Source organism: Pseudoalteromonas sp. 20-92 (assembly GCF_030847595.1).
Taxonomy (GTDB): Bacteria; Pseudomonadota; Gammaproteobacteria; order Enterobacterales; family Alteromonadaceae; genus Pseudoalteromonas; species Pseudoalteromonas fuliginea.
Window position 1 is genome coordinate 231,611 of record NZ_JANJGQ010000003.1, and the last position, 24,116, is coordinate 255,726.

Consider the following 24,116-nt stretch of genomic DNA (forward strand, 5'->3'; position numbering starts at 1 on the left):
TTTTTATCCTTGACTACCGAGTGCTTTTTTCAGACCTTTAAATCTACCGCTTAAAAACTGCAAGCTGGCCTGATACTCCATAGCATTCTGTGTATACAAGTTTCGTTCCACTTGTATATCAACCGAGTTACCATCACCCGTATCCGCTTGATTTGGTAGGCGAAACAATTCTGAATCACTCATACTACGAGTACCACCACCGATGTGTTTATCGTTAGTTCGTACCATTGTATTGCCGCTTTGCTGGTTTGATCTTGCCGCTTTTAATGCAGAGGCAAAATCAATATCTTTTGCTTTGTAGCCCGGCGTATCAGCATTCGCAATATTAGTTGCAATTACTTCTGCTCGTTGTGAACGGATCAACATAGCCTGCGGATGCACACCTAATGCCTTATCAAAACTGATAGCCATAACCATCTCCAAAAAATTGACTTACCTTGAATAAAGCAAAAAATACGCCATTAATACTAGAGTGGTGATTATTTATATAAGGGTATGTATTAAAAAGAAAAATGACGCTAGGCGCGTCATTTATATAGGGAAGGAGTTACTATTACAGCTTTTTTTGATAAATAATGCCAGGGTTGCATCGTACCATGTCAAATTCACTGCTTAAGCCTGTCATTGACTCTGATGCACCCAAAAATAAGTAACCTTTAGGATTCAGCGCTTGAGCAAATTGACTAATAATTTTAGCTTTGACTTCTGGGGCAAAATATATAAGTACATTTCGACAAAATATAATATCGAATTTACCCATGAGTGCGTAAGAATCAAGTAGATTTAAATGCCTAAAGCTAACTTGCTTTTTTATTGAATCATTTACTTGGGCCATACCATTGCCGCTATCTTTAAAAAACTTTTTACGGCGCTCCGCAGAAAGACCTCGTGCTAAAGCCAATGCATCGTATTCACCATTTTTACACATATCAAGCATCGTATTAGAGATATCGGTGCCAATAATTTGCGCCCCCATCCGTAACACATTAGGCTGCTTTGCTTGAAACTCAGCAACAGACATTGAAATAGAGTATGGTTCTTGACCAGAAGAACTCGCTGCCGACCAAATTTTTAGTGGTCTTCTTAGCTCCTTAAATTCCGGGAAAAGCTTATTTTGAAGCAATTCAAACGGGTATTGATCTCTAAACCACAACGTTTCATTCGTAGTCATTGCGTCTACAACCGCAGCTCGAAGCTGTCGCTCATGAGGACCCAGCGTTTTGCTAACCAGCTCTGATAAAGATTCTACATTAAATCGAGTCATTAACGGCGCAAGTCGGCTTTTCACCAAATATTGTTTATTTTCACCTAAAACGATCCCGCATTGCTGCTCCAAAAACGAACGAAACTGATCGTATTCACTTTGCTGCAAATCTTTATTATTCAAATTAGTAACACCTATTTTTATTAATCACAATGAACCCATTTTTTCACAGCAGTTGCTAGTTCATCTGGGTTAAATTTTGCAATAAAGTCATCAGCCCCTACTTTTTCAATCATCGCCTGATTAAAAACACCACTCAATGAAGTATGTAAAATAACATGTAAAGGGGCGAGTTTAGGATCTGCTTTAATTTCTGCCGTTAACGTATAGCCATCCATTTCAGGCATTTCAACATCAGATATAAGTAAAGCGACACGTTCGGTAATATTGTCTTTACAATCTAGTTCAGCTATTTCTTTTAACCTTATTAAGGCTTCTTTACCATTTTTAGCTAACTCAGTTTGAACACCAAGTGGCTCTAGCGCACGTTTAACTTGGTTACGCGCAACAGCTGAATCATCAGCAATAAACACAATTCGCTCACCCAAGTCTTTTTGAATATCACCGCTAGCTGCTACATCAGCACTTACTTCTGTGTTTACAGGGCAAATTTCGTTAAGAATCTTTTCTACGTCTAATATTTCGACCAGTTCATTTTCGATTTCGGTTACAGCGGTTAAATATGAATATCGGCCAGCACCTGATGGAGGCGGCATTATTTTTTCCCAATTCATATTAACAATACGCTCTACCCCACCCACTAAAAAACCTTGCACTGAGCGGTTATATTCAGCAATGATAATAAAACTGTCTGTTATGTTTTCTATTGGTCGCCCACCCACGGCCATAGAAAGATCTATCACCGAAATAGTCTGGCCGCGAATATGTGCAACACCACGAATATAGGCGTTTGACTTTGGCATACTTGTTAGTGGAGGGCATTGCAATACTTCCCTCACCTTAAATACGTTTATACCAAAACGCTGCCGACCCCTGAGCTTAAATAATAGTAATTCTAGGCGGTTCTGCCCAACCAACTGGGTGCGCTGGTTTACTGAGTCTAAAATGCCTGCCATTCAAATCTCCTAAAGAAAACAAAAAATACGGAATGATAATTGCTTTCTATTTATAAAGCTTACATAACATCACGGGAGCGTCTTATTTTTGACGCAAAATATTTATACCCTGTTTGAAACCATAAGCATAGTCGAAACATTATGAGTTTGTTAAAAAAAGTCAGAAGATACAGTGTTTTTTATTTTGTTGCTAGCCTCAGCTTCGCTTTACCCCTGCACGCAAAAGTCTTTAATAAAGATTTATTACAAGAGATCGCAATAAGTTATGTCGCCGATCAGATTGGTTCTACAGAAAATACTAAAATACAATTAAGTGCTTTACCACTTGATAGTCGTATTCCTGATCGAACCTGTCAAAATGCACTCGAGTTACTAATCCCAAGTGAGCCACCATTTAATCGACAAGTTACATTACAAATAAAATGTAACGATACTCAAAATTGGTCTCAGTACGTGCATGTAAGAATAGTTGAAATGGCACCTGTTGTGATCGCTAACGCAAATTTAGTGCGAGGTGAAGTTATAACAAGTTCTCACTTAAGTATTAAAATGAAACCAACGCATTTTGTTAGAATGCAGTATTTAGATAACCCAGAAGTACTTATTGGAAGTAGGAGCAAACGCAACATAAGAAGCGGGATGCCTATATTACTTAGCCAAATATGTATGGTGTGCAAAGGCGATTCTGTAAATATTTTAGCCAACCTTAGAGGGTTGAAAATAAAGACAACAGGAGTTGCATTGGAGGACGGAACAATTGGAGAACAAATACGCGTTAAAAACAAAAAAACAGGTAAAGTTTTAAATGCACGAGTAGATGGTGTAGAGTCAGTGCAGGTAAACATTTAATTCAAAATTATGCTAAAGTATTCTACGTAGATGCCGATATATTGGTATAAGTTGGGTAATATACAGGTTTATTATTATGGTCAGTCAAGTTAATTCAGGTAATCAACAAACTGCTGCTTTAGCTAATACTAAGCAACAAAAAGTTGATTTACAAAGAGATAATGCTAATACGCAAGCAACTCAGTCGGCTTCACCTAAGGCGGCCAGTGATTCAGTAAGTCTAACGCCGCAAGCGAAGCAATTAAAAACGCTGCAAGAAAAAGCGCAGCAATCATCTGGTTTCGACAGTGATAAAGTTTCAGAACTAAAAAAAGCAATTACTGAAGGTAAGTACCAAATTGACAATGAAAAGTTAGCTCAAAATTTAGCTAACTTTGAGTTTGACGTATATGGCTGATCATAACAGTTTAATTATCGTCAAGCTGAACGAGCAAGAAAAATGCTTAGATTCATTAGCCACCTTATTAAACGATGAGCTGACCGCGATTGCGTCTCGACGTGGCGAAGGTTTGAAAGAAATTGCTCAACAAAAAATGTCTTTCTTAATTAAGTTAAATTCTCTTGATAAAGAATTAAATAAACTTATTGCTAATAACGACGAACAGTCAGATGAAGTTCCTGATTTAATTTCAGTTGTACGTAGCAAGCTTGAAAAATGTAAAAAACAAAATGATGTAAATGCACATGCTGCGCACCAAGCACAATTGAGCGTTAAACAATTGAAAGAGATTTTAATTGGTGCTCCTTCTTCAATGACATACGATCAAGCCGGTAGCGAAGTAAACACCAACAGCCAACTTGTACGTAACCTAAAAGCCTAAATTGATTGGGTATAATAAAAAGTCATCATCCCTAATTAAATAAATTTAGTAATACGTTACCTTCTTTACTTCTCGAGGCTTAACTTCACCTATATATAAATCGTGAACACGTTTCATATTTAATTCAAGTTCAGTTACATAAGTATCATCTACAGCATACGTTTTAATTACTTGCGCCCCTTTTATAATCCCCTGCACTTTACTTTGTAAATAGTCATCTTGCGCTATTGAGCCTGCAACACTAGTTCCGGCGGTAATTTTTTGCCCGTAAACTTGTTCTGTTAATTCTCGATAAGCCTCCAGCTTTGACGCTTTAATAGCCATTAGTTGCTTTTGCGAACGGTTAGCGCCCTTTTGCAAGCTGATAGGCGCATAGCCAATCGCTTTTATAATAGGGTAATTATTTGGCGCTACATATTTATATTCAACATGTTTATCAAACACGCTACTGCAACCACTTAGTGCTAAGCACCCCAGTGTGATAGATAATGATATTGCTCGCATTGTACATCGTCCTAATAAACTAATTAAGCAACTATATGCACGTTTAATGCCATTTATAGTATTAAAAACAACGTTGGTATAGTCCTTGCTCTAAACACACTACTAGCTAAAGTTTAATTGGAGTAAGTGTATGAAATCGTTTCTATCATCAGTATTTGTAGGATTAAGCGCAACTGCTTTATTAACGTTTTCACCTTTTACAAAAGCGCAGTGGTATGAATCGACTGGGCACGCACTTGTTCAAAATGGGGATATGAGCGCAGCCAAATCTGCTGCTATAAAAGACGCAATAACCCAAGCTTTAGTATTTTCAGGCGCAAGAGTAAGCTCAGTGCAAACCTTGGTAGATGGCGTGTTAATGCAAGATCAACTTAAAATCAGTAGTCACGGTGAAATTCAAAAAATTGAGCTTATAAGCGAAAATAAATACGACGATAAATTTGCAATCACACTGCGCTTAGACATTTTCGCTCAAACAGAACAATGCCCGCAAAACAGCTTTAATAAATTTTTAGCTGTAACCCAAAGCCAGCTTAATCATCGCGAGCAAGCAAAAATGGGTCAAATTTTTGACATAGATAAAGCGGTTAGCAAAAATATTTTTTCGGCGCTGCAAAAATCAAAAATGAGTGCAATACCAGTTGCCTATTACAAAAACGCTATCAAAGTTGATAAATATTTTACTCAACAACATGATTACTCCACTGCCCAGTTAGAAGAAATTGCAACTCGCAGCAACGCTCAATATGTTTTATTAAGCCAAATAACAAACCTATCGACAAGTAATAAACTCAATAGTGAATATGCGTTTTGGCAAGATGAAAGCTACCAGCGTAGCTACCAAATAGAATTAACATTGTTTGATGGCACAACGTACGAGCAACTTTGGCAAAATAGCTATCAAAGCCAAGCAATTTGGCCATTCGAAAAAACAGCCATAATTGATGTAAACAGTGATAGATTTTGGCAATCACCTTTTGGGCAAAGCATAAGTGAAATAAATCACTCTTTAAGTTACGACATACAAGCTGCAATGGCGTGTTTACCAACGCAAGGTAAAATAATGCACATTGAAAACAGCAAAATTGTTATTAATTTAGGTAAAGCACACGGTTTACAAAAAGGCCAACTGCTCAGCATTGCACATCATAATTACTTAACGGATGCAGCGGGTAATGTTATGCCGCATAAAGTAACCACACTTAACACCATTCGCGTTGAACAGCTTTATCAGCAAACCGCAGTAGCAGTCAGTATTGATGACAAACCACTACCTGGCGTACAAATTAACGATGTAGTAGAAATAATCAGCCAAGATCTTTAATTAACCTTTTTAGTTAATTTAGCTTTTAAATTAGGGTGAGCAGACAACCACTCGCCCAATTGTTCTACACCAGATAAATGCGGATAATGCTTTCTGCATGCAAATACCACATTACGCTGCTGATTAGGAAATATAGGCATGTAGTCAATACCCGCCCGCTCTGTGCAAGCAAGCTTTGGTACAAATGTAATACCGTCATCCATGGCCACTAACGCTAATAATGTTTCTAAACTATTACCTTTATACTGATTAGATACATCGACTCCTGCAGAAAAACAAAACTTTTGGGCTTGATCTTTAAAGCAATGGCCATCACTTAACATTAGTAGGCTGCATCCTTGAAGGTCGCTTAACGCCACTTTTTTATGCTTAGAAAGCGCGTTATCTTGTGATACCGCCACTAAAAAATCTTCTTTGTATAGAGCAACCGTATGATAATTAATAAGTTCTGGCACATCGGCTAAAATAGCAAAGTCGAGTTCGCCATTATTTAAAGCTTCTAAAATTGTTGCTGTTTGCATCTCAATAAACGAAAACTGACTATCAATAAATGCCGCTTTCATTGATGTTAATAACGCAGGCAACAAGTAAGGCGCAATGGTAGGAATTATACCAATGGTTAATTTGCCTTGCAGGGGTTCATTTGATGTCGCGGCTAATTCTTTCAGTATTTGTGTTTGCTCTAAAATCAGCTCTATTTGCGCCAATAAACGAGCGCCTTTACTCGTAAGAGTAACTTGCTTGGTGGAACGATCAAATAAAACAACACCCAGCTCTTGTTCAAGTTTTTTTACTTGCCCACTTAATGTAGGCTGGCTAACAAAACAGGCATCAGCAGCTTTACGAAAATGTTTATAGTGCGCGATTGCTTTTACATATTCGAAATCTTTTAAGTTCATATTCAGCTCCACCTGATAGTTTATAGCTATCAGTTTAATACAAACAAACGATTGGAACTATATTTAATTATTCACCATAATGGCTATCAACAAATCAAGAGGAACAAAAACTATGTTAAACAATATCGAAGGTCAAACAATCCCAAGTGTTACATTTGCAACTCGTGAAAATAACGAATGGAAATCAGTAACAACAGATGACATTTTTAAAGGTAAAACGGTTGTAGTGTTTTCACTACCAGGTGCATTTACACCAACATGTTCATCAACTCACTTACCGCGTTACAACGAATTAGCAGGCGTACTTAAGCAAAACGGCGTTGACGAAATTGTATGTTTATCAGTAAACGACACCTTTGTAATGAACGCATGGGCTGAACATCAAGAAGCGCAAAACATTACTTTATTACCAGACGGCAACGGCGAATTTACTGACGGCATGGGCATGTTAGTAGACAAAAATGACCTAGGCTTTGGTAAGCGCAGCTGGAGATACTCTATGCTGGTTAAAGATGGTGTAATTGACAAAATGTTCATCGAACCAGATTTACCAGGCGACCCGTTTGAAGTATCTGACGCAGACACAATGCTTGACTACATCAACCCTAAGCAAGCTAAACCAGAACCAGTAAGTATCTTTACTAAACCTGGTTGCCCTTTCTGTAAAAAAGCGAAAGAGCTACTTGCAGAAAAAGGTTTCGCCTATGAAGAGATTGTTATGGGTGCAGGTGCATCACTAACAAGCCTTAAAGCTGTATCTGGTCGTGATACTGTTCCACAAATATTTATTGGTGGTAAACACATTGGCGGCTCAGACGATTTAGAAAAATACTTTGCTTAATTAAGTAAAAATTAACAGGGGCCTATTGCCCCTGTTTAATAAAGGATACCTACTATGAAAGAATTGCAAACCGATGTTGTTGTTATAGGCGCAGGTACAGCTGGTTTAAGTGCTTATCGTAATGCTAAACAGTTCACACAAAATGTATTAATGATTGAATCAGGCCCATACGGCACAACATGCGCACGTGTTGGTTGTATGCCTAGTAAATTATTGATTGCAGCCGCCGAAGCCGCACACGCAATTGAAATGGCACCTGCATTTGGTGTGCATAGCTCAAAGCCAGTCATTGACGGCAAAGCAGTTATGGCACGCGTAAAAAGTGAACGAGATCGTTTTGCAGGATTCGTAGTAGAAGCCGTAGATGAATTACCAGATGGAGATAAAATTCGTGGTTACGCTAAATTTTTAGACGCAAACCGCGTACAAATAGACGATCATACAATTATTACAGCAAAACGCTTTGTAATTGCCACCGGTTCACGCCCTTCATACCCTGGCGTATTTAATAACTTTGGCGACAAACTTATTATAAACGACGACGTATTTGATTGGGATGACCTACCAGAATCAGTCGCTGTATTTGGCCCTGGTGTAATAGGTCTTGAAATTGGCCAAGCACTTAGCCGACTAGGCGTAAATGTAAAACTATTTGGTGTAGGCGGCGCAATTGGCCCACTTACAGATCCAGTAGTAAAAGACTATGCAAACACTGTGTTCGCTCAAGAATTTTTTGTAGATACCGACTCAAACGTATCTGACATGATGCAAGTTGGCAACAAAGCACAGCTAACTTACACCGACAAACAAGGTGAAAAACACACCGAACAGTTTGACTACGTACTTGCAGCCACAGGCCGAGTACCTAACGTAGATAAACTAGGCCTTGAAAACACCGGTATTGAACTTGATGAACGCGGCGTACCGCACGCAGACACACACACAATGCAATGTGGTGAGTCGAACATATTTATAGCAGGCGATGCCAGCAACATGATCCCATTGCTACACGAAGCATCTGACCAAGGTGCTATTGCGGGTCAAAATGCAGGGCGCTTTCCAGATGTGCGTATAGGTCTGCGCAGAGCTAAAATTGCAGCTGTATTTAGCGACCCACAAATAGCAATGGTAGGCGAAAGCTACAAGCAAATTACTGACCGATTAGGCCCATGCGGTTGTTTTGAAGTAGGCGAAGTGAGCTTTGAAAACCAAGGCCGAAGCCGAGTAATGCTTAAAAACAAAGGCCACATGCGTGTATACGCAGAGCAAGGCACAGGCTTATTTTTAGGTGCTGAATTTATTGGCCCACAAGCCGAACACATTGCTCACTTATTAGCATGGGCTGTTCAAAACAAAATGACCGTACCACAAATGCTTGATATGCCATTTTACCACCCAGTAATTGAAGAAGGCTTACGCACCGCCCTTCGCGACTTAAACGCCAAACTTAAATTTGGCCCAGACATTGTAAACTCATGTATGGAATGTGGCCCAGGCGCATAAACTGCTCATTGCACATACACTTGCTAACAAAGGCCAAAGTATTTACTTTGGCCTTTTTATTTTTATAAATTTTTTAAAGCAGACCTCTCAAATAATATATTTACTGTTACACTCAATTGATAACTCAATTAAAATGATGGAATAGCTATGTCCAATAATAAATTTAGACTTGTTACACGCAGTGATTTTGATGGCCTAGTATGCGCCGTCCTTTTAAAAGACTTAGACCTAATTGACGACATTTTGTTTGTTCATCCAAAAGACATGCAAGATGGCAAAATAGACATTACCGAAAACGACATTACCACCAACCTTCCCTACGTTGCAGGTTGTCATATAGCGTTTGATCATCACCTTAGCGAAACCGTACGTAACTCAAACGACATTAAAAACCATATTATTGATCCGCAAGCCCCTTCGGCTGCACGTGTAGTTTATGACTATTATGGTGGCGCTGAAAAATTTCCGAATATCTCAGTTGAAATGATGGACGCCGTAGACAAAGGTGATGCTGCTCAGTTTTCAAAAGACGAAATATTAAACCCAACAGACTGGGTATTAATGAACTTCATTATGGATGCACGCACAGGGTTAGGCCGTTTCCGTGAGTTTAAAATTTCAAACTACCAATTAATGATGAAACTCATTGACGCCTGTAAAGACCAAAGCATTGAACAAATACTGCAAATAGAAGATGTAGCCGAACGTGTTGCTTTATATAACGAGCATAACGAAAAAGCAAAAGAGCAAATTACTCAATGCGCCACTGTCCATAAAAATTTAGTGGTACTTGATTTAACCCAAGAAGAAACTATTTACGCTACCAACCGCTTTGTTATTTACGCCATGTACCCCAACTGCAACATCTCAATTCATAAACTGTGGGGCCTTAAAAAGCAAAACGTAGTGTACGCAATTGGTAAATCAATCACCAACCGTACCTCAAACACCAATGTTGGCGAGCTATGCTTAGAATATAATGGTGGCGGGCACTTAAATGCAGGTACTTGCCAAGTAGAAACCAGTAAAGCAGAAGCCGTACTTAGTGAGTTAATCGATACAATTACAAGTGATGGTTAGGCATTAAAATTTAGCGTTTTTTAAACTATTAATAGAGCGAGTAAATTGACGTTTACTCGATTTTTTGTGTATAAAAATAGTAAAGCATGCTTACAAAGCTATTACGATGGAGAACTCATACTCGAAGTAAAAGGCTTGTAGCTCGCTAGTAAAGCGGCTTTTACAAGGTAGTAGCACTAGGCATTGCACGTGGAAGGTAGAAAAAGCATAACCTAAAGCTATAACGTATTAGCTAAAGCTCATCACGTTCAAATAAAATTGCAGTTAAATGCAACCTTTCAAATAGTTAAAGACCTTACTAAGCTCTAGCTCATGTTAAACACCAAGAAAAAGCCAAAAATTATCTTTAGCTAGCTACTTACCGGAATGGCAAAAAGGATCTTACTTGGCGCTCTGTAAATAACTGTACTGAATAAAATAGTAACCATTCTCGCTTTCATAGTCAGTATTGGGCGATGAGCTGTCAGTCAGAGTTCCTCTGTATGAAGTGAAGTTTTATGCGTTTGACTATCAGCTTGTTGGCGATTTTTTCAATTCATTCTTAAAATTTATTTTGTTGTTATTCTTGAGTAGTTATCGTTTAATAACATGATGTTCTTTAAAGATAACGACTAGCAAACCTTCATCTCTTTAGTGAAAGCTAATGTCGGACCACATATAAGGAAATAGGTATAAAATGGACACTACAATACGGAAAGCTGAATCAACCGATATCCCTGCAATAAAAATGCTGTGGCAGTTTTACCAATATCATCAGAGTATATTTGACTTAGAAGATGTTGGTTTAGATGGTTGCTATGATATTGATGAAGGATATTTAGAATGTGTAGTTCGTGGTGAGGAAGACTGCATTATTTATCTTGTACTCGTTTCTAACCAAATTGCTGGTTTTGCTACCGTAGAACCAACTGAGATCGCTGGCAAAGAAATACCTGAGTTGGCTGATATTTTTATTCTACCCAAATATCGCAAACAAGGCATTGCCAAATTCGTTATTCAAAATTTGATGCCTGTTGAAACAAATCAGTGGCATGTAGCAGTTCACTTAAACGATAGTTTAGCGTTGAAATTTTGGAATAGTTTGTTTGCTAAATTAAATGTTGTGCGTGTTGATAAAGTTGATCCTCCTGAAACAGAAGGTTACCACGAGTTTGTTATCACAAATGCCCAATAAGATTACAAGGTCTTCTGAGCTTTAGTCAAATTCGGTAAAGAGCGAAAAGCAGACGTTTACTCTTTTAAATAATTTATTATTTATTGAGGTTAAATCTAGCTCAACTTGTTGTTAATTTTTAGGGCGGGGGATTGTTTGTTTATTTATGCTATCTTGTAAATAAATATTTAACTAGATATAAGGGATTATTCAGTGAGAAAGTACTTAAAAAGTGTCATTTTTTTATTTCTTGCAGTTACAAAACTTGCATACGCAAGTGAAGCTACAACTTTCATTAATACGCTAAAAACTCACTATCAAAATACATCTTCTATAAAAGTATTTTCTTTAACTCATAGCTATCTAGGGCGAAGTGACCCATTCCAGTCTTGGGACTTTCAAGCACCCACTCGATATAAGGCTTTTAAGGTTACGGATATTGATATTAATAATCAGCATTACTATCAAAATGTAGTTCATCTCTTTACTGGCGGCTTATATTTTGACGAAGTACATTTCCAAAATAGTAAAGAAAGTTTGCGTTATGAGCGCAATGGAATTTCTTTAGGGAAAAGTGTAATTGAACAAAACATGAATAGCTTTAACCGTTATAAAAACCTAACTTTAATGAATTTAGACTTCTTTGCTATCATGCCATTAATTAGCGAAACGAATATCGAAGAAAAAATAGAATTTCAACAAGGCTCCCCATCTGGAAAAGTAACGTTAACTCATCAAACATCCGAAAAAATAACAATAGAATATGTATTTAACACTAAGCCTTTACAGTTAATATCAATCAACAATAAAAATAGAAAACGAATCTATCTATACGATGATTATAGATATACTAATGGCTACTATTTCGCCCACTCTCTCATTAAGAAATACAATGGGGATATTACCCCTAGCTTTATAACAAGAATTGAAAATTTTGAAAAGATAGAACTAATTGAAACAGAAAAGCTAAGGCTTCCAAGTGATTACTACAAAAGTGTATCAGATAATAGCTCGGCTTTAACAACAACATCTATAACCAAAAACCTTTACCTTGTTACAGACGGTTCAGCTTTAAGAAATATACTGTTTAAAATAAATAATAATGATATTACAGTGTTTGGTGCATCAAAAAATAGTAAATCGTCAAATCAAGTTATCGACACAATTAAGCAACGATTCCCAGATAAAAAAATTACTGCGGTCTTTGTTACTCATCCATATAGCGACCATATTTTAGGTCTTCTACCCTTTGTAGAACAAGGTGCCAAGATTTATGCAGACGCTTATACTGTCAAAGCAATAAAGGCTTTTCCTCGATTTAATGACAAAATACATAAATTCAACTTTGAAGAGATTAAAAATAGACAGGTTATTAATAATGTACGCTTTTATGTTTTAGAAAATGCGCGTTCAAAACGCCAAAGCTTCGCTTATTTTGAGCAAGATAGCATCGTATATCAAACTGATTTTTTAGAAGTCGCTTCTGATAACACCATTGCTAATATACTGCCAAGTTACAGTAAACAATTTATAGAATTTTTGAGAAGTGAAAAATTGAAAGTTAATCGCATTGTGGGTTTTCATCGAAATAATAATATATCGCCTGAAGTTATGGATAGGTCTTATCAAACCAATACTATGTAATGGAGATGAAAAAAATCCCTTACAGTTGCTTAAACGTAAAAATAAAAGTGGGTCATCGCCTCGCGATTATAGCTAAATTTTTTTTCGCTAAGCAAGGCTTTCAATGTCTGCTCCTGGCACAAAGCAGACTGAATGTAATTTGGCTATTTTAATAAAAGAGCAGCGCTAAATTCTCTACATTTCAATTTACGATGCTATAAATATGCTATAAAAAACAAGCGAAAGAAAAAGAAAGCGCATAACTCATTGATTTAATTGGTAGCCCCTGCAAGAATCGAACTTGCAACTGCCCCTTAGGAGGGGGCCGTTATATCCATTTAACTAAGAGGCCACAAATAAGCGTGTGCTTAGAGGTGTGAATTATAACGGTATCTGGTTTTTTATATCAAGCGACAACTGAACTTAATTGCTTGATAAGTATATATCTTCTTTATTTAGTACGTATAACGGTATTAATTTTCGGCTAGTGGCAACAACTTGCTTGGTGTCTATGTTAATAACACGCGCATTGACCGCAACCCCATTACGTCGATAAATTAAAGTACCTGCAAGTACGTGGCTGGCCATTTGGTCTTCATTAAGTTTTGCTATATCACGCGATAAAACAAAGTCGCCACGGCTATTTACGTCTATGGTTTCTGTGGTTTTAAAATCAACAACACCATAACCAAATTTTTGTAATTGATGGATTAAGGTTTCAGATATTTGATTTCCAAGCTGATTTGTGTTGTTCAGTGTGGCATCTAAATTAACTAAGGTTGTAACCGCAATATTTAAATGCGCATTAGTATCATTACCTGATTCGAGGGTGTCGACTAGATCGAGGGCCATTTGCTCTACATAATTAACCAATGTTTGATGGTGGTTAAGGGGCATAAATTGTTGTGATGAATCGTATTCGTCATGTACATCTACTTTAGCCGACGACAGCATTTCCGGTGTTTGCTCATGCTGTGTGTTTACATCTACGCGGGTATTTGTGTTTTGTTGCTGTTGAGTAATATGTGTCATAGAACACCCAGCCAATGCTAGCATGCTAAAAGCGCTAAGCACGCTGTTTAATGTATAACGCATAATCACCTCACTCATCCGCTTGCTTAAGCATTATGCCATCAGTTCGGTAGCTGCTGTTAAGCGCATCAACAACTGACTGAGGAATAAAGCCTTGTGCACTGCCTACAACAGCTTTACTTTTCAAACCAACAATACGAGCATTTACTAATACCCCCCCTTGGTGGCTCACTAAGGTACCGGCTAGGACGTAGTTAAAATTTTGATCTTGATTTAACTCTAAATAGTCGCGACTAAATACAAAGTCACCCGCCGGTGTTACTCGCATAAAGTCGGTTGTTTTAAAATCAATGACCGGTATACCAAAACTATGCAGTTCGTGCATAAAGCTTTCTGATATCTGATTTCCTAATAAACTGCCATCGTTGTAGTTATCATCTAAAAATACAAAGCTTGAAACAGCAAGTGGTGTTTTATCATTTACGTACTGTAAGTTTTCGACCATGTCTTGCATTATGCCACGCACGTAATGGTTAATATTTTTACGCTTGGCGGGCATTGATTTGGTGTAATTATTTTGCTCAACCAAACCAGACTGAAAAAGTTGATTATTTACAATAGGCGACGCAACTTCGCGTTGCTCACTTACAAGCATTACAGGGCTATTGCTTTGCGGTTCTTCTACTTGTTCTGACTCCATGCCATTAAACATTTGCGAACAGCCAAATCCCAATGGCAAACATAATGTAATTAGTAGGTTTCTCATTTTGTGCTCCAAATTAGTATTCGCTGCGGTATAAAAGGCCGTCGCGCTGCTGAATTTTTTCATTTCCCCACATTACATTAATAGGGATCTCGGTACTGCCTGCTGATAAAACTTGTTTGCTGTTTATATTAACTAGTCGCGCATTTACTATATATGCATGCTGCTGACGAGTCACAGTACCGGTAACTATCAAGTCAATTTTTTGACGTTCACGTAATTTATTTAAATCGCGACTTAGTACATTATCGGCATTACTCGATAATGTTATATTATTGTCTAATCTATACTCTACCGTATGGTAACCAAGCTGGGTCATTTGGGTTAATAGACTTTCTTGGATTTGTTGGCTAAGCCCTGAAGCTTGCTCTGTCATTAACTTGGTGTCGAGCCCATCAGCAAAATAAAAGCTACTTACACCAATGCGGGAATTACGACTTAACGGCTCTTTTAAATGACTAAGCAGCACTGTTAGCGTATTTACATAATCATTAACTGTGTAAGGTGCCATAGCCGCTTTAGGAGCGTGTGTGCTTATACTTGGCGCTAGTTGCGGTATCAAACTGCAAGCGGCTAAGTTAACTAATAATAGGGGTAATAAAAGGCGCATAATTGCCATCCTCTTTCAAATATACAAAAGATAAAGCAATTATTATGCCTAAAAGATTTTTGAATTATTTTGCTAGTTAACCTACACCAATGCTTAACCTAAACCCGATTAACATGCCTACCTCAACTATTTGTTTAAACTATAGTTTAATGGGTTTATCTGTGTAACTACTTACTATGCAATCGAGTTTATAAAGTTTAAATACTTCGCAATCTGCTTTGGCGTTATTTAACTTTTGATATGAACCCAGTTTTAAGCGGTAAAATATTTTATCGTTAATACGGATTTGCTCTACGTTAGTCTCTATTTTTTTTCTAAACAATGGAGCTGCCTGTATGTTCAGGTTTTGCCATACTTTTTTTAAGCTTGGCTCAGAGCTAACTGATGCCACTTGTAATGAAAATGAATGCTTAAGCGTATTTAATTTTACAGCTTGTTTTTTACTGTAGCTATGTTTAGGCGCTTTCGAAAGCGCTTTTATGGTATGAGCAGCTATAGGATTGCGTGTATCAGCACGAGTATAACGTTGGTTGGATTGCGTTATCGCTTTAGTGTTAATAATGTCGATATGGTCAACTAAATAAGTGATCTCTTTTTCGAGCCTTAAAATACGCTCAAGGCCCGCTCTAGCTTGTTGCCATTGCATTGCTGCATCTTTTAACTGAGCAAGCTCTAAGGCCGTGATTGACACATATTCTGGTAAATTACTTGGTTTTTCTAACTGGTTTACTTCTGACGTAGAAGCACAGGCAGTACAAAATACAAACGTTAAAAGACTCAGAATTATATTTTTATTATTATTTTTATGTTTAAACATGTATTCGTTATCCTGAAAGCAGTGTAATTACACTTACATTTCAGCTAAACATTCTTATAAATTATACCAATTCGCTTAATTAAACATTATTGCAAGTTGGTACTAAGTGTTTAACTTTAAATAGGCCATGGGAACAACTCATTTCAGCGTTAATTGTGTTTTAAAAAACAATTAACGCGGGTCCCTTTATCCTTAAGAAAACATTTAATACAAATTTAGTGCCAATTAACAAAAAAACAACAATATAACTTAAAAACCGCGCATTTAAACATATTCAATCCTTAAAATAACAACAGTTTTTGAGTTGTTGTATTTTTAGATACTACGTTTGCAACAGTGTATTTAACCCACAATTTCGATAATAACTTCATCCCCAAAAGCTATTGACGTGTAAATTAGCCTTGTTTTCACTGAAAACCTCTGGCTAGAGAAAATAAATTTAAATATCACCATAATTCAATATGTTAGTATATCTCTTAACCAGAGCTCTGGTTAAACATTAAAAAAGGCGCCATGTTGGCGCCTTTTATTATTAACGTTATCTTTTAAATTAAATCAACGCTTTAATAAATGCTTTTAGTTCATCTGCAAATTCATCACGGCGTAGTGCGAATTCAATAGTCGCTTTTAAATAACCAACTTTACTTCCACAGTCGTGGCTACGGCCTTTTATAGCGTATGCATCTACTTTTTCGTGTTCCATTAGCATCGCAATTGCATCTGTTAACTGAATTTCATCGCCTGCCCCTTGCGGAGTTTTTGCAAGTAAAGGCCAGATATTTTCACTTAACACATAACGACCCACTACCGCTAAGTTTGATGGTGCTTCGTCTACAGGTGGTTTTTCTACCATATTCATAATTGGCGAGCTTTCGCCCTGCTTTAACTCAACGTCACCTAAATCAACTACACCAAATTGGTTTACTTGTGCCATTGGTACTGGCTCTACCATAATTTGGCTGTGCTTGGTTTCGTTAAAGTGTGCGATCATTTCTGCTAAGTTATCTTTTTTAAGATCGCTCTCTACATCATCAATAATTACGTCTGGTAAGATAACTACGAACGGTTCGTTACCAATAATCGGTGCCGCACAGCTAATAGCATGCCCTAGGCCTTTGGCTTCACCTTGGCGTACGTGAATAATGGTTACGTCTTTAGGGCAAATAGCTTGCACTTCGGCAAGTAATTGCCGCTTAACACGCTTCTCTAAAGTTGCTTCTAGTTCAAAACTGGTGTCAAAGTGATTTTCGATTGAGTTTTTACTTGAATGCGTTACTAGCACTATCTCTTTAATACCGGCAGCAACTGCTTCATTAACTACGTATTGAATTAAAGGACGGTCTACCACTGGCAGCATTTCTTTAGGAATTGCTTTTGTTGCTGGTAACATGCGAGTACCAAGGCCCGCTACGGGGATCACTGCTTTCATTATGTTTTCCTTAATCTTTTATTATACTGAAAATGGATATTGAATCGCTTCGTGGCATTGATAGCCTGTTACTTCGAAATCGTCTCGTGTTACCCACGTTTCTATATCTTCTAACGATTTAATTTTTGGATTAATTTTTAATTGAGGCGATGCAAATGGCTGACGTGTTAACTGCACATCTCGCATCAACTCAAGTTGGTTTTCATAAATGTGTGCATTGGCAATTTTATGGTATGCCTTACCCGCTTTATGACCAGTAATTTGAGCTACTAACGCCAATAATACAAAGCATTGTATTTGATTAAAGTTCAAGCCAAGCGGCACATCACAGCTGCGCTGATAAGACGTTAAATATAAGGTATCGCCAAGCAACGAAAAGGTGTGCGTATGCATACACGGGCGCAAACAACCAAGCTCAAATTCGCCTGGGTTATAAAACGTGATTATCTCACCACGGTCATCAATGCCATTTTTTAAGTTATTAATAACTTTAGCGAGCTGATCAAGTGTTGAACCATCTGGGCGTTGCCAACCACGCCCTTGTACGCCGTAAACGCGGCCCATGTCGTCCTCACCTTTACGGTTAGGATTATTAAGCCATGCGTTATTATCGTTCGCATTAGCATCCCATGTTTTACAGCCAATATCACGAAACTGCCCAGCACTGTCGTAACCACGTAAGTAACCTAGTAATTCAGCAATCGCTGCTTTGTAGTAACTTTTTCGTGTGGTGATCATCGGAAACTGATTATTAGCTACATCGTATTCTAAATCAGCATTAATTACAGTTAAACAACGCGTGCCTGTACGTTTGTTTTCTACCCACTGCCCTTCGTCAACAATACGCTGACATAACTTTAAATATTGTTTCATGTTTTTTGTATTATGCCTTAGCTGTTGTAACGTGTTGTGGTTGCTTATAAGCCCAAATTAATAACCCTAATCCGCCTACTATCATAGGAAGCGAAAGTATTTGCCCCATTGAAATAAAGTCGGCAAATAAACCGAGTTGTGCATCTGGTTGGCGGAAGTATTCAATACAGAACCTAAACACGCCATAACCTAATAAAAACACACCGGCAACGCTGCCTGCCGGACGAGGCTTTTTAATAAACCATTGCAAGATTAAAAAAAGCACTAAGCCTTCAAAAAATGCTTCGTATAATTGCGATGGGTGACGCGCAAGCGGCCCGCCCGTTGGAAATACCATTGCCCATGGCACGTCGGTAACTCGGCCCCATAACTCACCGTTTATAAAGTTACCAATACGTCCGGCTAAAAGCCCTACAGGAACCAATGGTGCAACAAAGTCGCCTACTTGAAGAAGCGATTTTTTGCGCGTCCACGAAAAAATTGCGGCGGCGGTTATAACGCCAAGTGTTCCACCATGAAACGACATGCCGCCCTGATCTATTCTAAATAAATACAGTGGGTTTTCTATAAAGTAACTAAACTGGTAAAACAATACGTAGCCAATACGCCCGCCTAGTATTACCCCTAACATGCCGTAAAACAGTAAATCGCTAACTTGATCTTTAGTCCAACCAGAGTTTGGTTTTGACGCTTGACGATTTGCAAACCACATCGCAAATGCAAAACCTATTAAATACATTAAGCCGTACCAACGTACGCTAAGTGGCCCAACTGAAAAAATTATTGGATCGATTTGAGGAAACTCAAGTGCCATAAAAATAAACCTTTAGCTAAAAACCATTTTAATTGCGATAACTACAAGCAGCACCGCGAAAACTTTCTTAATTGTATTAACAGGTAAATAATGAGTTGCTTTAGCACCAATAGGTGCAACAAACCACGACGTTAATACAATACCAAATAACGCAGGAAGATACACAAATCCTGCAAAACCATGTTCTAAATCAGTCACGTGCCAGCCGGCACTGACATAGCCAACAGAGCCAAATAATGCAATAACAATTCCGCAGGCTGCGGCACAACCAATTGCTTTTTTTATATCAACCGAAAAATAATTAAGCATAGGGACTATTAATGCGCCGCCACCAATACCTATTAAACCTGATAACCCGCCCATTATTGCCGAAATCCCGCCTAAAATAGGACCTGCTGGTAACGGTTTTTCTGACATTGGTTTATTACGAGTTGAGAGCACCATTCTCCCTGCTATAAATACAACACTTACAGAAAACACAGTGCGCAATATTTGCTCTGGAATAAGGCTAGCTGCAAAGCCGCTAATAAGCGCGCCTAAAGCCACACCCGACATAACCCAAGGCGCAATTGCCCAAGGCACATTATCATTTTTATGATGAGCCAACGCTGAAGAGGTGGAGGTAAATAAAATAGAAGCAAGTGACGTTGCAATAGCAATCACTAATACATGATCTGCTGAGGTTACATTAAATGACAGCAGTAACGCACTGAGTACTGGGACAATAATTAAACCGCCGCCAATGCCTAGTAAACCCGCTAAAAACCCGACAATACAGCCTAGTAGTGCGCAGCTTGCGACTAACAAACCTAAGTCATACATAGTAATCTCAAATACCCTTTGGAGACTTATATATTAAAGGATTATAAAACTAATAGCATCTTCGTATTTAAATTAATTCGACGCACTTAGTTATTTTGGCGTGTAAAACAAGTCACCTAAGTGATGTTCTAACATAAAATTACGTGTTAAACGCAGTACTTGCTTTGCAGTCGACTGCGCCAAACATGCAGTTAGTAATTGTTCCATATCACTTACACTTAAACGTCTAAGTACCCACTTAACTTTATTAAGTGATGATAGATTCATGCTTAAACGTCTGTATCCCATAGCAATAAGGAGTATTGCACCTTCAGGATCGCCGCCTAACTCTCCACATAAACTAAAAGGTAACTCATACTGTTCGCACTCGCAGGCTATTTTATTAAGCACTCTAAGTACGCCAGGGTGATAGGGATTAAACAACTCAGCAACTCGGGCATTTGCTCTATCTACCGCTAATAAATACTGCGTTAAATCGTTACTGCCTACGGAGCAAAAATCAACTTTTTTAGACCACTCTGGCAGCATAAATACGCTTGATGGCACTTCAAGCATAATACCTATATCGGGTCTTTCTATTTGTTGTTCTGGGTATTTTTCACTTAGCTCAAAATAAGCCTGCTCAAACAATGCGAGTGACTCGTCTACTTCTTCGGTTCCGCTGATCATTGGCAGCATTATTTTTAAATTACCTAAACCTATATTGGCTTTAAGCATGGCTTTGAGTTGATCTAAAAACAATTCAGGGTGATCAAGGCTGATACGAATACCACGCCAACCTAAAAATGGGTTTTCTTCGGTTATGTTAAAGTAATCAAGAACCTTATCGCCACCTATGTCTAATGTTCGCATAACCACAGGATTGGGATGATAGCTAGTTAGTACTTCTCGATACCAATTTTCTTGCTCTGATTGCGAAGGAAACTGACCTTTTTGCATAAACCACGCTTCGGTTCGATAAAGCCCTACACCGTCACAAATATGTGAACTACTTTGCTCGGTATTAAGCTCAAGGCCTGCGTTCAATAATAAGCTAACATGCTCACCGTCAAGCGTAATTGATTCTGAGTCTTGCTCTGCTAAAAAGCGATTATTAAGTAGATTATCTTGATGCTGTAATTCGGTGTATTCATCCATTAACATTTGCGATGGCGATATGTATAAACGCCCTGCAAATGCATCTAAAATCATTGATTTACCGTCAAACTGCAATAAAGGTAAATCCTCTATACCCCAAATAGCAGGAATACCCATTGCACGCGTTAATATAGACGCGTGACTATTTGCTGAGCCATTTACACTAACGACACCGGTTAAATGCCCTTTTGGTACTTCTGCAAGCATTGCTGGTGTTAACGTATTGGCAATCAAAATTGTATTGGGAGGGTAATTTTTAACAGCATGTTCGGTATTTACAAGATGATGCAGTACCCGCAAGCCAATGTCTTTAACATCAACGGCGCGCTCTTTTATGTAAGGGTCTTGCATGGCATTAAATTGAGATATTAAACGCTCTATTACAATTTTTAATGCACTTTTAGCACACCAGCCTTCTTGTAATTGCATTTCTACATTGTGGCCTAAACTTTTTGTATCAAGCAGCTGTTGGTAAACATCAAATACAGCAAGAGCTTCGTGCGGAATAGAATCACTTAGCGTCATCGAAAGGGTACTAAATTCTTTACGCGTTGCAGCTACGGCTTGTGTAAACAAACGGCGTTGCTCTGTTGTATCATGATCTTTTTTGAGTTCAATCGATTTAAAATCAAGTTTAGGCAAAAGTACAAATGCCTGTCCAATACCGATACCCGGCGCACTCGATACGCCTTTTAATACCGATGTTTGATGAGATGATTCATCTTGGCGCAAAACTTCTTTAATTTCGGCATGTGCTAACTGTGAAGCCAGTTGAGCAGAAAGCGTAATTAAAAATGACTCTTCATCTTGGCTAAATACACGCGCCATTTTTTGTTGAACGACAATAACACCCAATACTTTTTTTTGATGAACAACGGGTACAGATAAAAAAGCGTTGTAGCCTTCTTCATTTACTTCAGGGGAGAGCTTAAAACGCGGATGCGATTTAGCAAATGCAATATTAATAGGTTCTTCGCGTTGCGCTACTAGGCCAACTAAACCTTCGGTAAAACCAATTCTAAACTTACCTACCGCATCGGGGTTTAGTCCTTCGGTTGCCATAAGTACAAAATTGTCTTGGCTGTAATCTGCAAAATAAATGGAGCAGCACTGGGTTTTCATGGCATCTTTCACCATTTGCACAAAGCACACTAATGCGCTGTCTAAATTCGCTTGCCGCGATACAGACTCCGCAATAGATCTCAGTGTAGCCAGCATACCCTGCTCCTTTATTGTATCGAGAAATTACTACCTTTTACTTCGCCAATGATCTTTCTGTTGTTCTCTCTTATTAAAAGGCATGGCGAAAGGAGCAAACTCTTTCATTACTCGTCGATAAACATCCCGTTTAAACGATACAACCTGTCTTACAGGATACCAATAACTTACCCAGCGCCAATCATCAAATTCAGGATGATGGGTTTTAAGTAAATTTACATCTTCGTCTTTACAGCGTAATTTTAGTAAAAACCATTTTTGTTTTTGCCCAATACACACCGGACTAGAGTCTCGGCGGATTAATCGTTTGGGTAATTTATAGCGTAACCAATGTTTTGAACTTGCGACTATTTCTACATCTTCTGGTCGCAGCCCTACTTCTTCGTGTAACTCGCGGTACATGGTTTGTTCTGCTGTCTCACCATCATCAACACCACCTTGGGGAAATTGCCAAGAATGTTGACCATAGCGTCTGGCCCAAAACACCTGTCCCTGATTATTGCAAATTACAATTCCGACATTGGCACGAAAACCTTCGGCATCAATCACCTTAGTGCCTCATTTGTAAGTCGATTTTTTATGATTGTTCCACATAACCCGCAATACGGCAAATACTATTACGAGTTTTACTCTGCTTACCCACAGCTTGTGCATAACTTTTGTAAAACACGCTCATTTTGCAAACAAATCCACAATATGAGATCTAAAAACTGACTTTCTCCACAGAATCTGTGGATAAACTTGTTCATACATCTGTATTTATCCCTGCAACTCTAATCTCACTTAATTAAAGCTGAACTATAAAACACAAAATTACAAAGCAGTTCAGTTACTTAAGTTAATTCGCTCACTTTTTAGCGTGTGTAAAATTACAGCAAACACCTCATGTACAAAAAACACACAAACGCAAAGATATCCACGGCTTAGCTGATTTGCTATCATGACAAGGGTATTTATTCAACTCAAATTAGTGATATGCGACCAACAAAACCACATTCAATTAATGACCTAATAAAGCGGGTTGATAATATTGCAGGCCTGACACTTGGCCAATTAGCCAATGAGTATAACTTTAAAACGCCTGACGATTTACTGCGAGAAAAAGGCTGGACGGGACAATTAATAGAATACGTTTTAGGTGCAACTGCAGGCTCTAAACCACTACCCGATTTTGAAGATTTAGGCATAGAGCTAAAAACACTCCCTATTTCTTATAAAGGGAAACCACTGGAAACAACATTTGTATCTGTAACGCCACTAATGAACGTGACGGGGATGACGTGGCATACCAGCAGCGTTCGCAAAAAGCTTAATCACGTTTTATGGCTACCTATTTTAAGCGAGCGTGATATTGCTCCATTTGATAGAACAATCGGCAGTGGCTTTTTATGGCAACCCACACCTGAGCAGGACGCTTTATTACAGCGCGACTGGGAAGAGCAAATGGAGTTAATTGCACTTGGCCGAATTGACGAAATATCGGGCCATTTAGGCGATGCAATGCAAATACGCCCAAAAGCGGCCCATAGCAAAATAGTCACTGATGCCATTGGCCCTAATGGGCAAATAATAAAAACCCTGCCCCGTGGCTTTTATCTAAAAACCAGTTTTACTGGCGAGATTTTAAAACAGCAATTTCAGCTTTGAGTGCTCTGTAAAGTAGT

The 24,116-nt window shown here is 38.3% G+C and carries 25 protein-coding genes and 1 tRNA gene; 10 read left to right on the forward strand and 16 right to left on the reverse strand.

Translation table 11 applies throughout. The features are described from left to right. Positions 1-3 precede the first annotated feature (3 nt). The 3 genes from flgB to NRL14_RS04825 all read right to left on the reverse strand — a co-directional run bounded on the left by flgB (position 4) and on the right by NRL14_RS04825 (position 2,340). Positions 4-411, reverse strand: coding sequence for a flagellar basal body rod protein FlgB (gene flgB / locus NRL14_RS04815; RefSeq protein ID WP_306724122.1), 408 nt, complete (start codon positions 409-411; stop codon positions 4-6). Between the two features lie 142 nt (positions 412-553). After that, positions 554-1,387, reverse strand: a complete 834-nt coding sequence (locus NRL14_RS04820; protein ID WP_007378711.1) for a protein-glutamate O-methyltransferase CheR — start codon at positions 1,385-1,387, stop codon at positions 554-556. 20 nt (positions 1,388-1,407) lie between these two features. Continuing rightward, entirely contained in the window at positions 1,408-2,340 is a 933-nt protein-coding gene (locus NRL14_RS04825; protein WP_007378712.1) for a chemotaxis protein, read from the reverse strand. Between the two features lie 141 nt (positions 2,341-2,481). Between NRL14_RS04825 and flgA the strand changes: the two genes are divergently transcribed. From flgA to flgN, 3 genes are all read left to right on the forward strand, one after another. Continuing rightward, positions 2,482-3,189: a flagellar basal body P-ring formation chaperone FlgA gene (gene flgA, locus NRL14_RS04830; RefSeq protein ID WP_306724123.1), complete on the forward strand. Its 708-nt coding sequence runs from the start codon at positions 2,482-2,484 to the stop codon at positions 3,187-3,189. Positions 3,190-3,265: 76 nt separating this feature from the next. Further along, a complete protein-coding gene (flgM, locus tag NRL14_RS04835; RefSeq protein WP_306724124.1) occupies positions 3,266-3,586 on the forward strand; it encodes a flagellar biosynthesis anti-sigma factor FlgM in 321 nt (106 codons plus the stop codon). Next, positions 3,579-4,010 (forward strand): flagellar protein FlgN, encoded by a 432-nt coding sequence (flgN, locus tag NRL14_RS04840; protein WP_306724125.1) that lies wholly within the window; start codon positions 3,579-3,581, stop codon positions 4,008-4,010. Before flgM ends, flgN begins: the two co-directional genes overlap by 8 nt. Before the next feature lie 45 nt (positions 4,011-4,055). On the opposite strand, the gene NRL14_RS04845 is transcribed toward flgN, so the two are convergent. Next, a complete protein-coding gene (locus NRL14_RS04845; protein ID WP_033032085.1) occupies positions 4,056-4,514 on the reverse strand; it encodes an LPP20 family lipoprotein in 459 nt (152 codons plus the stop codon). Positions 4,515-4,644: 130 nt separating this feature from the next. Between NRL14_RS04845 and NRL14_RS04850 the strand changes: the two genes are divergently transcribed. After that, positions 4,645-5,838 carry a flagellar assembly protein FlgT gene (locus NRL14_RS04850; RefSeq protein ID WP_306724126.1) on the forward strand — a complete coding sequence of 398 codons (1,194 nt, stop codon included), beginning with the start codon at positions 4,645-4,647 and terminating at the stop codon, positions 5,836-5,838. Here NRL14_RS04850 and NRL14_RS04855 read toward each other — a convergent pair. Further along, the gene (locus NRL14_RS04855) at positions 5,835-6,737 is read right to left on the reverse strand and encodes a LysR substrate-binding domain-containing protein (protein ID WP_007378718.1); all 903 of its coding nucleotides are present in this window, start codon (positions 6,735-6,737) and stop codon (positions 5,835-5,837) included. The two genes, NRL14_RS04850 and NRL14_RS04855, sit on opposite strands and share 4 nt — an antisense overlap. Positions 6,738-6,849: 112 nt before the next feature. Here NRL14_RS04855 and NRL14_RS04860 point away from each other — a divergent pair, with 112 nt between their 5' ends. The 5 genes from NRL14_RS04860 (at position 6,850) to NRL14_RS04880 (ending at position 12,958) form a co-directional block, all read left to right on the forward strand. Further along, complete coding sequence (locus tag NRL14_RS04860) at positions 6,850-7,578, forward strand: glutathione peroxidase (RefSeq protein WP_007378719.1); 729 nt, start codon at positions 6,850-6,852, stop codon at positions 7,576-7,578. Positions 7,579-7,632: 54 nt separating this feature from the next. Then, positions 7,633-9,081 (forward strand): dihydrolipoyl dehydrogenase, encoded by a 1,449-nt coding sequence (locus NRL14_RS04865; RefSeq protein WP_306724127.1) that lies wholly within the window; start codon positions 7,633-7,635, stop codon positions 9,079-9,081. Between the two features lie 147 nt (positions 9,082-9,228). Then, positions 9,229-10,161: an exopolyphosphatase gene (locus NRL14_RS04870; protein WP_306724128.1), complete on the forward strand. Its 933-nt coding sequence runs from the start codon at positions 9,229-9,231 to the stop codon at positions 10,159-10,161. 676 nt (positions 10,162-10,837) lie between these two features. Next, positions 10,838-11,335, forward strand: coding sequence for a GNAT family N-acetyltransferase (locus NRL14_RS04875; RefSeq protein WP_306724129.1), 498 nt, complete (start codon positions 10,838-10,840; stop codon positions 11,333-11,335). A gap of 192 nt (positions 11,336-11,527) precedes the next feature. Then, positions 11,528-12,958: an MBL fold metallo-hydrolase gene (locus tag NRL14_RS04880; protein ID WP_306724130.1), complete on the forward strand. Its 1,431-nt coding sequence runs from the start codon at positions 11,528-11,530 to the stop codon at positions 12,956-12,958. A gap of 256 nt (positions 12,959-13,214) precedes the next feature. Here the strand turns inward: NRL14_RS04880 and NRL14_RS04885 are convergent. From NRL14_RS04885 to rppH, 11 genes are all read right to left on the reverse strand, one after another. Further along, positions 13,215-13,289: transfer RNA gene (locus NRL14_RS04885), tRNA-Arg, on the reverse strand. 71 nt (positions 13,290-13,360) lie between these two features. Next, positions 13,361-14,032, reverse strand: a complete 672-nt coding sequence (locus tag NRL14_RS04890) for a FlgO family outer membrane protein (RefSeq protein WP_007377505.1) — start codon at positions 14,030-14,032, stop codon at positions 13,361-13,363. Positions 14,033-14,039: 7 nt separating this feature from the next. Then, positions 14,040-14,735, reverse strand: a complete 696-nt coding sequence (locus NRL14_RS04895) for a FlgO family outer membrane protein (RefSeq protein WP_306724131.1) — start codon at positions 14,733-14,735, stop codon at positions 14,040-14,042. Positions 14,736-14,748: 13 nt separating this feature from the next. Continuing rightward, positions 14,749-15,342: a FlgO family outer membrane protein gene (locus tag NRL14_RS04900; protein WP_306724132.1), complete on the reverse strand. Its 594-nt coding sequence runs from the start codon at positions 15,340-15,342 to the stop codon at positions 14,749-14,751. Positions 15,343-15,481: 139 nt separating this feature from the next. After that, entirely contained in the window at positions 15,482-16,159 is a 678-nt protein-coding gene (locus NRL14_RS04905) for an SPOR domain-containing protein (RefSeq protein ID WP_306724133.1), read from the reverse strand. A 550-nt stretch (positions 16,160-16,709) separates the two neighbouring features. Continuing rightward, entirely contained in the window at positions 16,710-17,588 is an 879-nt protein-coding gene (gene galU / locus NRL14_RS04910; protein WP_007377510.1) for a UTP--glucose-1-phosphate uridylyltransferase GalU, read from the reverse strand. A 21-nt stretch (positions 17,589-17,609) separates the two neighbouring features. Then, complete coding sequence (locus tag NRL14_RS04915; RefSeq protein WP_007377511.1) at positions 17,610-18,461, reverse strand: thymidylate synthase; 852 nt, start codon at positions 18,459-18,461, stop codon at positions 17,610-17,612. A 10-nt stretch (positions 18,462-18,471) separates the two neighbouring features. Next, positions 18,472-19,275: a prolipoprotein diacylglyceryl transferase gene (gene lgt, locus NRL14_RS04920; protein ID WP_306724134.1), complete on the reverse strand. Its 804-nt coding sequence runs from the start codon at positions 19,273-19,275 to the stop codon at positions 18,472-18,474. 12 nt (positions 19,276-19,287) lie between these two features. Continuing rightward, entirely contained in the window at positions 19,288-20,097 is an 810-nt protein-coding gene (locus tag NRL14_RS04925) for a sulfite exporter TauE/SafE family protein (protein ID WP_033029013.1), read from the reverse strand. A gap of 90 nt (positions 20,098-20,187) precedes the next feature. Continuing rightward, positions 20,188-22,452 carry a phosphoenolpyruvate--protein phosphotransferase gene (ptsP, locus tag NRL14_RS04930; protein ID WP_306724135.1) on the reverse strand — a complete coding sequence of 755 codons (2,265 nt, stop codon included), beginning with the start codon at positions 22,450-22,452 and terminating at the stop codon, positions 20,188-20,190. 30 nt (positions 22,453-22,482) lie between these two features. Then, positions 22,483-23,001, reverse strand: a complete 519-nt coding sequence (gene rppH / locus NRL14_RS04935; protein ID WP_033029011.1) for an RNA pyrophosphohydrolase — start codon at positions 22,999-23,001, stop codon at positions 22,483-22,485. Between the two features lie 426 nt (positions 23,002-23,427). Here rppH and mutH point away from each other — a divergent pair, with 426 nt between their 5' ends. Then, entirely contained in the window at positions 23,428-24,099 is a 672-nt protein-coding gene (gene mutH / locus NRL14_RS04940) for a DNA mismatch repair endonuclease MutH (protein WP_007377516.1), read from the forward strand. Positions 24,100-24,116: the final 17 nt, after the last annotated feature.

Coding starts and splice junctions, on each gene's coding strand:
- flgB (WP_306724122.1), bottom strand. CDS start 411: ATGGCTATCAGTTTTGATAAGGCATTAGGTGTGCATCCGCAGGCTATG.
- NRL14_RS04825 (WP_007378712.1), bottom strand. CDS start 2,340: ATGGCAGGCATTTTAGACTCAGTAAACCAGCGCACCCAGTTGGTTGGG.
- flgA (WP_306724123.1), top strand. CDS start 2,482: ATGAGTTTGTTAAAAAAAGTCAGAAGATACAGTGTTTTTTATTTTGTT.
- flgM (WP_306724124.1), top strand. CDS start 3,266: ATGGTCAGTCAAGTTAATTCAGGTAATCAACAAACTGCTGCTTTAGCT.
- flgN (WP_306724125.1), top strand. CDS start 3,579: ATGGCTGATCATAACAGTTTAATTATCGTCAAGCTGAACGAGCAAGAA.
- NRL14_RS04845 (WP_033032085.1), bottom strand. CDS start 4,514: ATGCGAGCAATATCATTATCTATCACACTGGGGTGCTTAGCACTAAGT.
- NRL14_RS04850 (WP_306724126.1), top strand. CDS start 4,645: ATGAAATCGTTTCTATCATCAGTATTTGTAGGATTAAGCGCAACTGCT.
- NRL14_RS04855 (WP_007378718.1), bottom strand. CDS start 6,737: ATGAACTTAAAAGATTTCGAATATGTAAAAGCAATCGCGCACTATAAA.
- NRL14_RS04860 (WP_007378719.1), top strand. CDS start 6,850: ATGTTAAACAATATCGAAGGTCAAACAATCCCAAGTGTTACATTTGCA.
- NRL14_RS04865 (WP_306724127.1), top strand. CDS start 7,633: ATGAAAGAATTGCAAACCGATGTTGTTGTTATAGGCGCAGGTACAGCT.
- NRL14_RS04870 (WP_306724128.1), top strand. CDS start 9,229: ATGTCCAATAATAAATTTAGACTTGTTACACGCAGTGATTTTGATGGC.
- NRL14_RS04875 (WP_306724129.1), top strand. CDS start 10,838: ATGGACACTACAATACGGAAAGCTGAATCAACCGATATCCCTGCAATA.
- NRL14_RS04890 (WP_007377505.1), bottom strand. CDS start 14,032: ATGCGTTATACATTAAACAGCGTGCTTAGCGCTTTTAGCATGCTAGCA.
- NRL14_RS04895 (WP_306724131.1), bottom strand. CDS start 14,735: ATGAGAAACCTACTAATTACATTATGTTTGCCATTGGGATTTGGCTGT.
- NRL14_RS04900 (WP_306724132.1), bottom strand. CDS start 15,342: ATGCGCCTTTTATTACCCCTATTATTAGTTAACTTAGCCGCTTGCAGT.
- NRL14_RS04905 (WP_306724133.1), bottom strand. CDS start 16,159: ATGTTTAAACATAAAAATAATAATAAAAATATAATTCTGAGTCTTTTA.
- galU (WP_007377510.1), bottom strand. CDS start 17,588: ATGAAAGCAGTGATCCCCGTAGCGGGCCTTGGTACTCGCATGTTACCA.
- NRL14_RS04915 (WP_007377511.1), bottom strand. CDS start 18,461: ATGAAACAATATTTAAAGTTATGTCAGCGTATTGTTGACGAAGGGCAG.
- lgt (WP_306724134.1), bottom strand. CDS start 19,275: ATGGCACTTGAGTTTCCTCAAATCGATCCAATAATTTTTTCAGTTGGG.
- NRL14_RS04925 (WP_033029013.1), bottom strand. CDS start 20,097: ATGTATGACTTAGGTTTGTTAGTCGCAAGCTGCGCACTACTAGGCTGT.
- ptsP (WP_306724135.1), bottom strand. CDS start 22,452: ATGCTGGCTACACTGAGATCTATTGCGGAGTCTGTATCGCGGCAAGCG.
- mutH (WP_007377516.1), top strand. CDS start 23,428: ATGCGACCAACAAAACCACATTCAATTAATGACCTAATAAAGCGGGTT.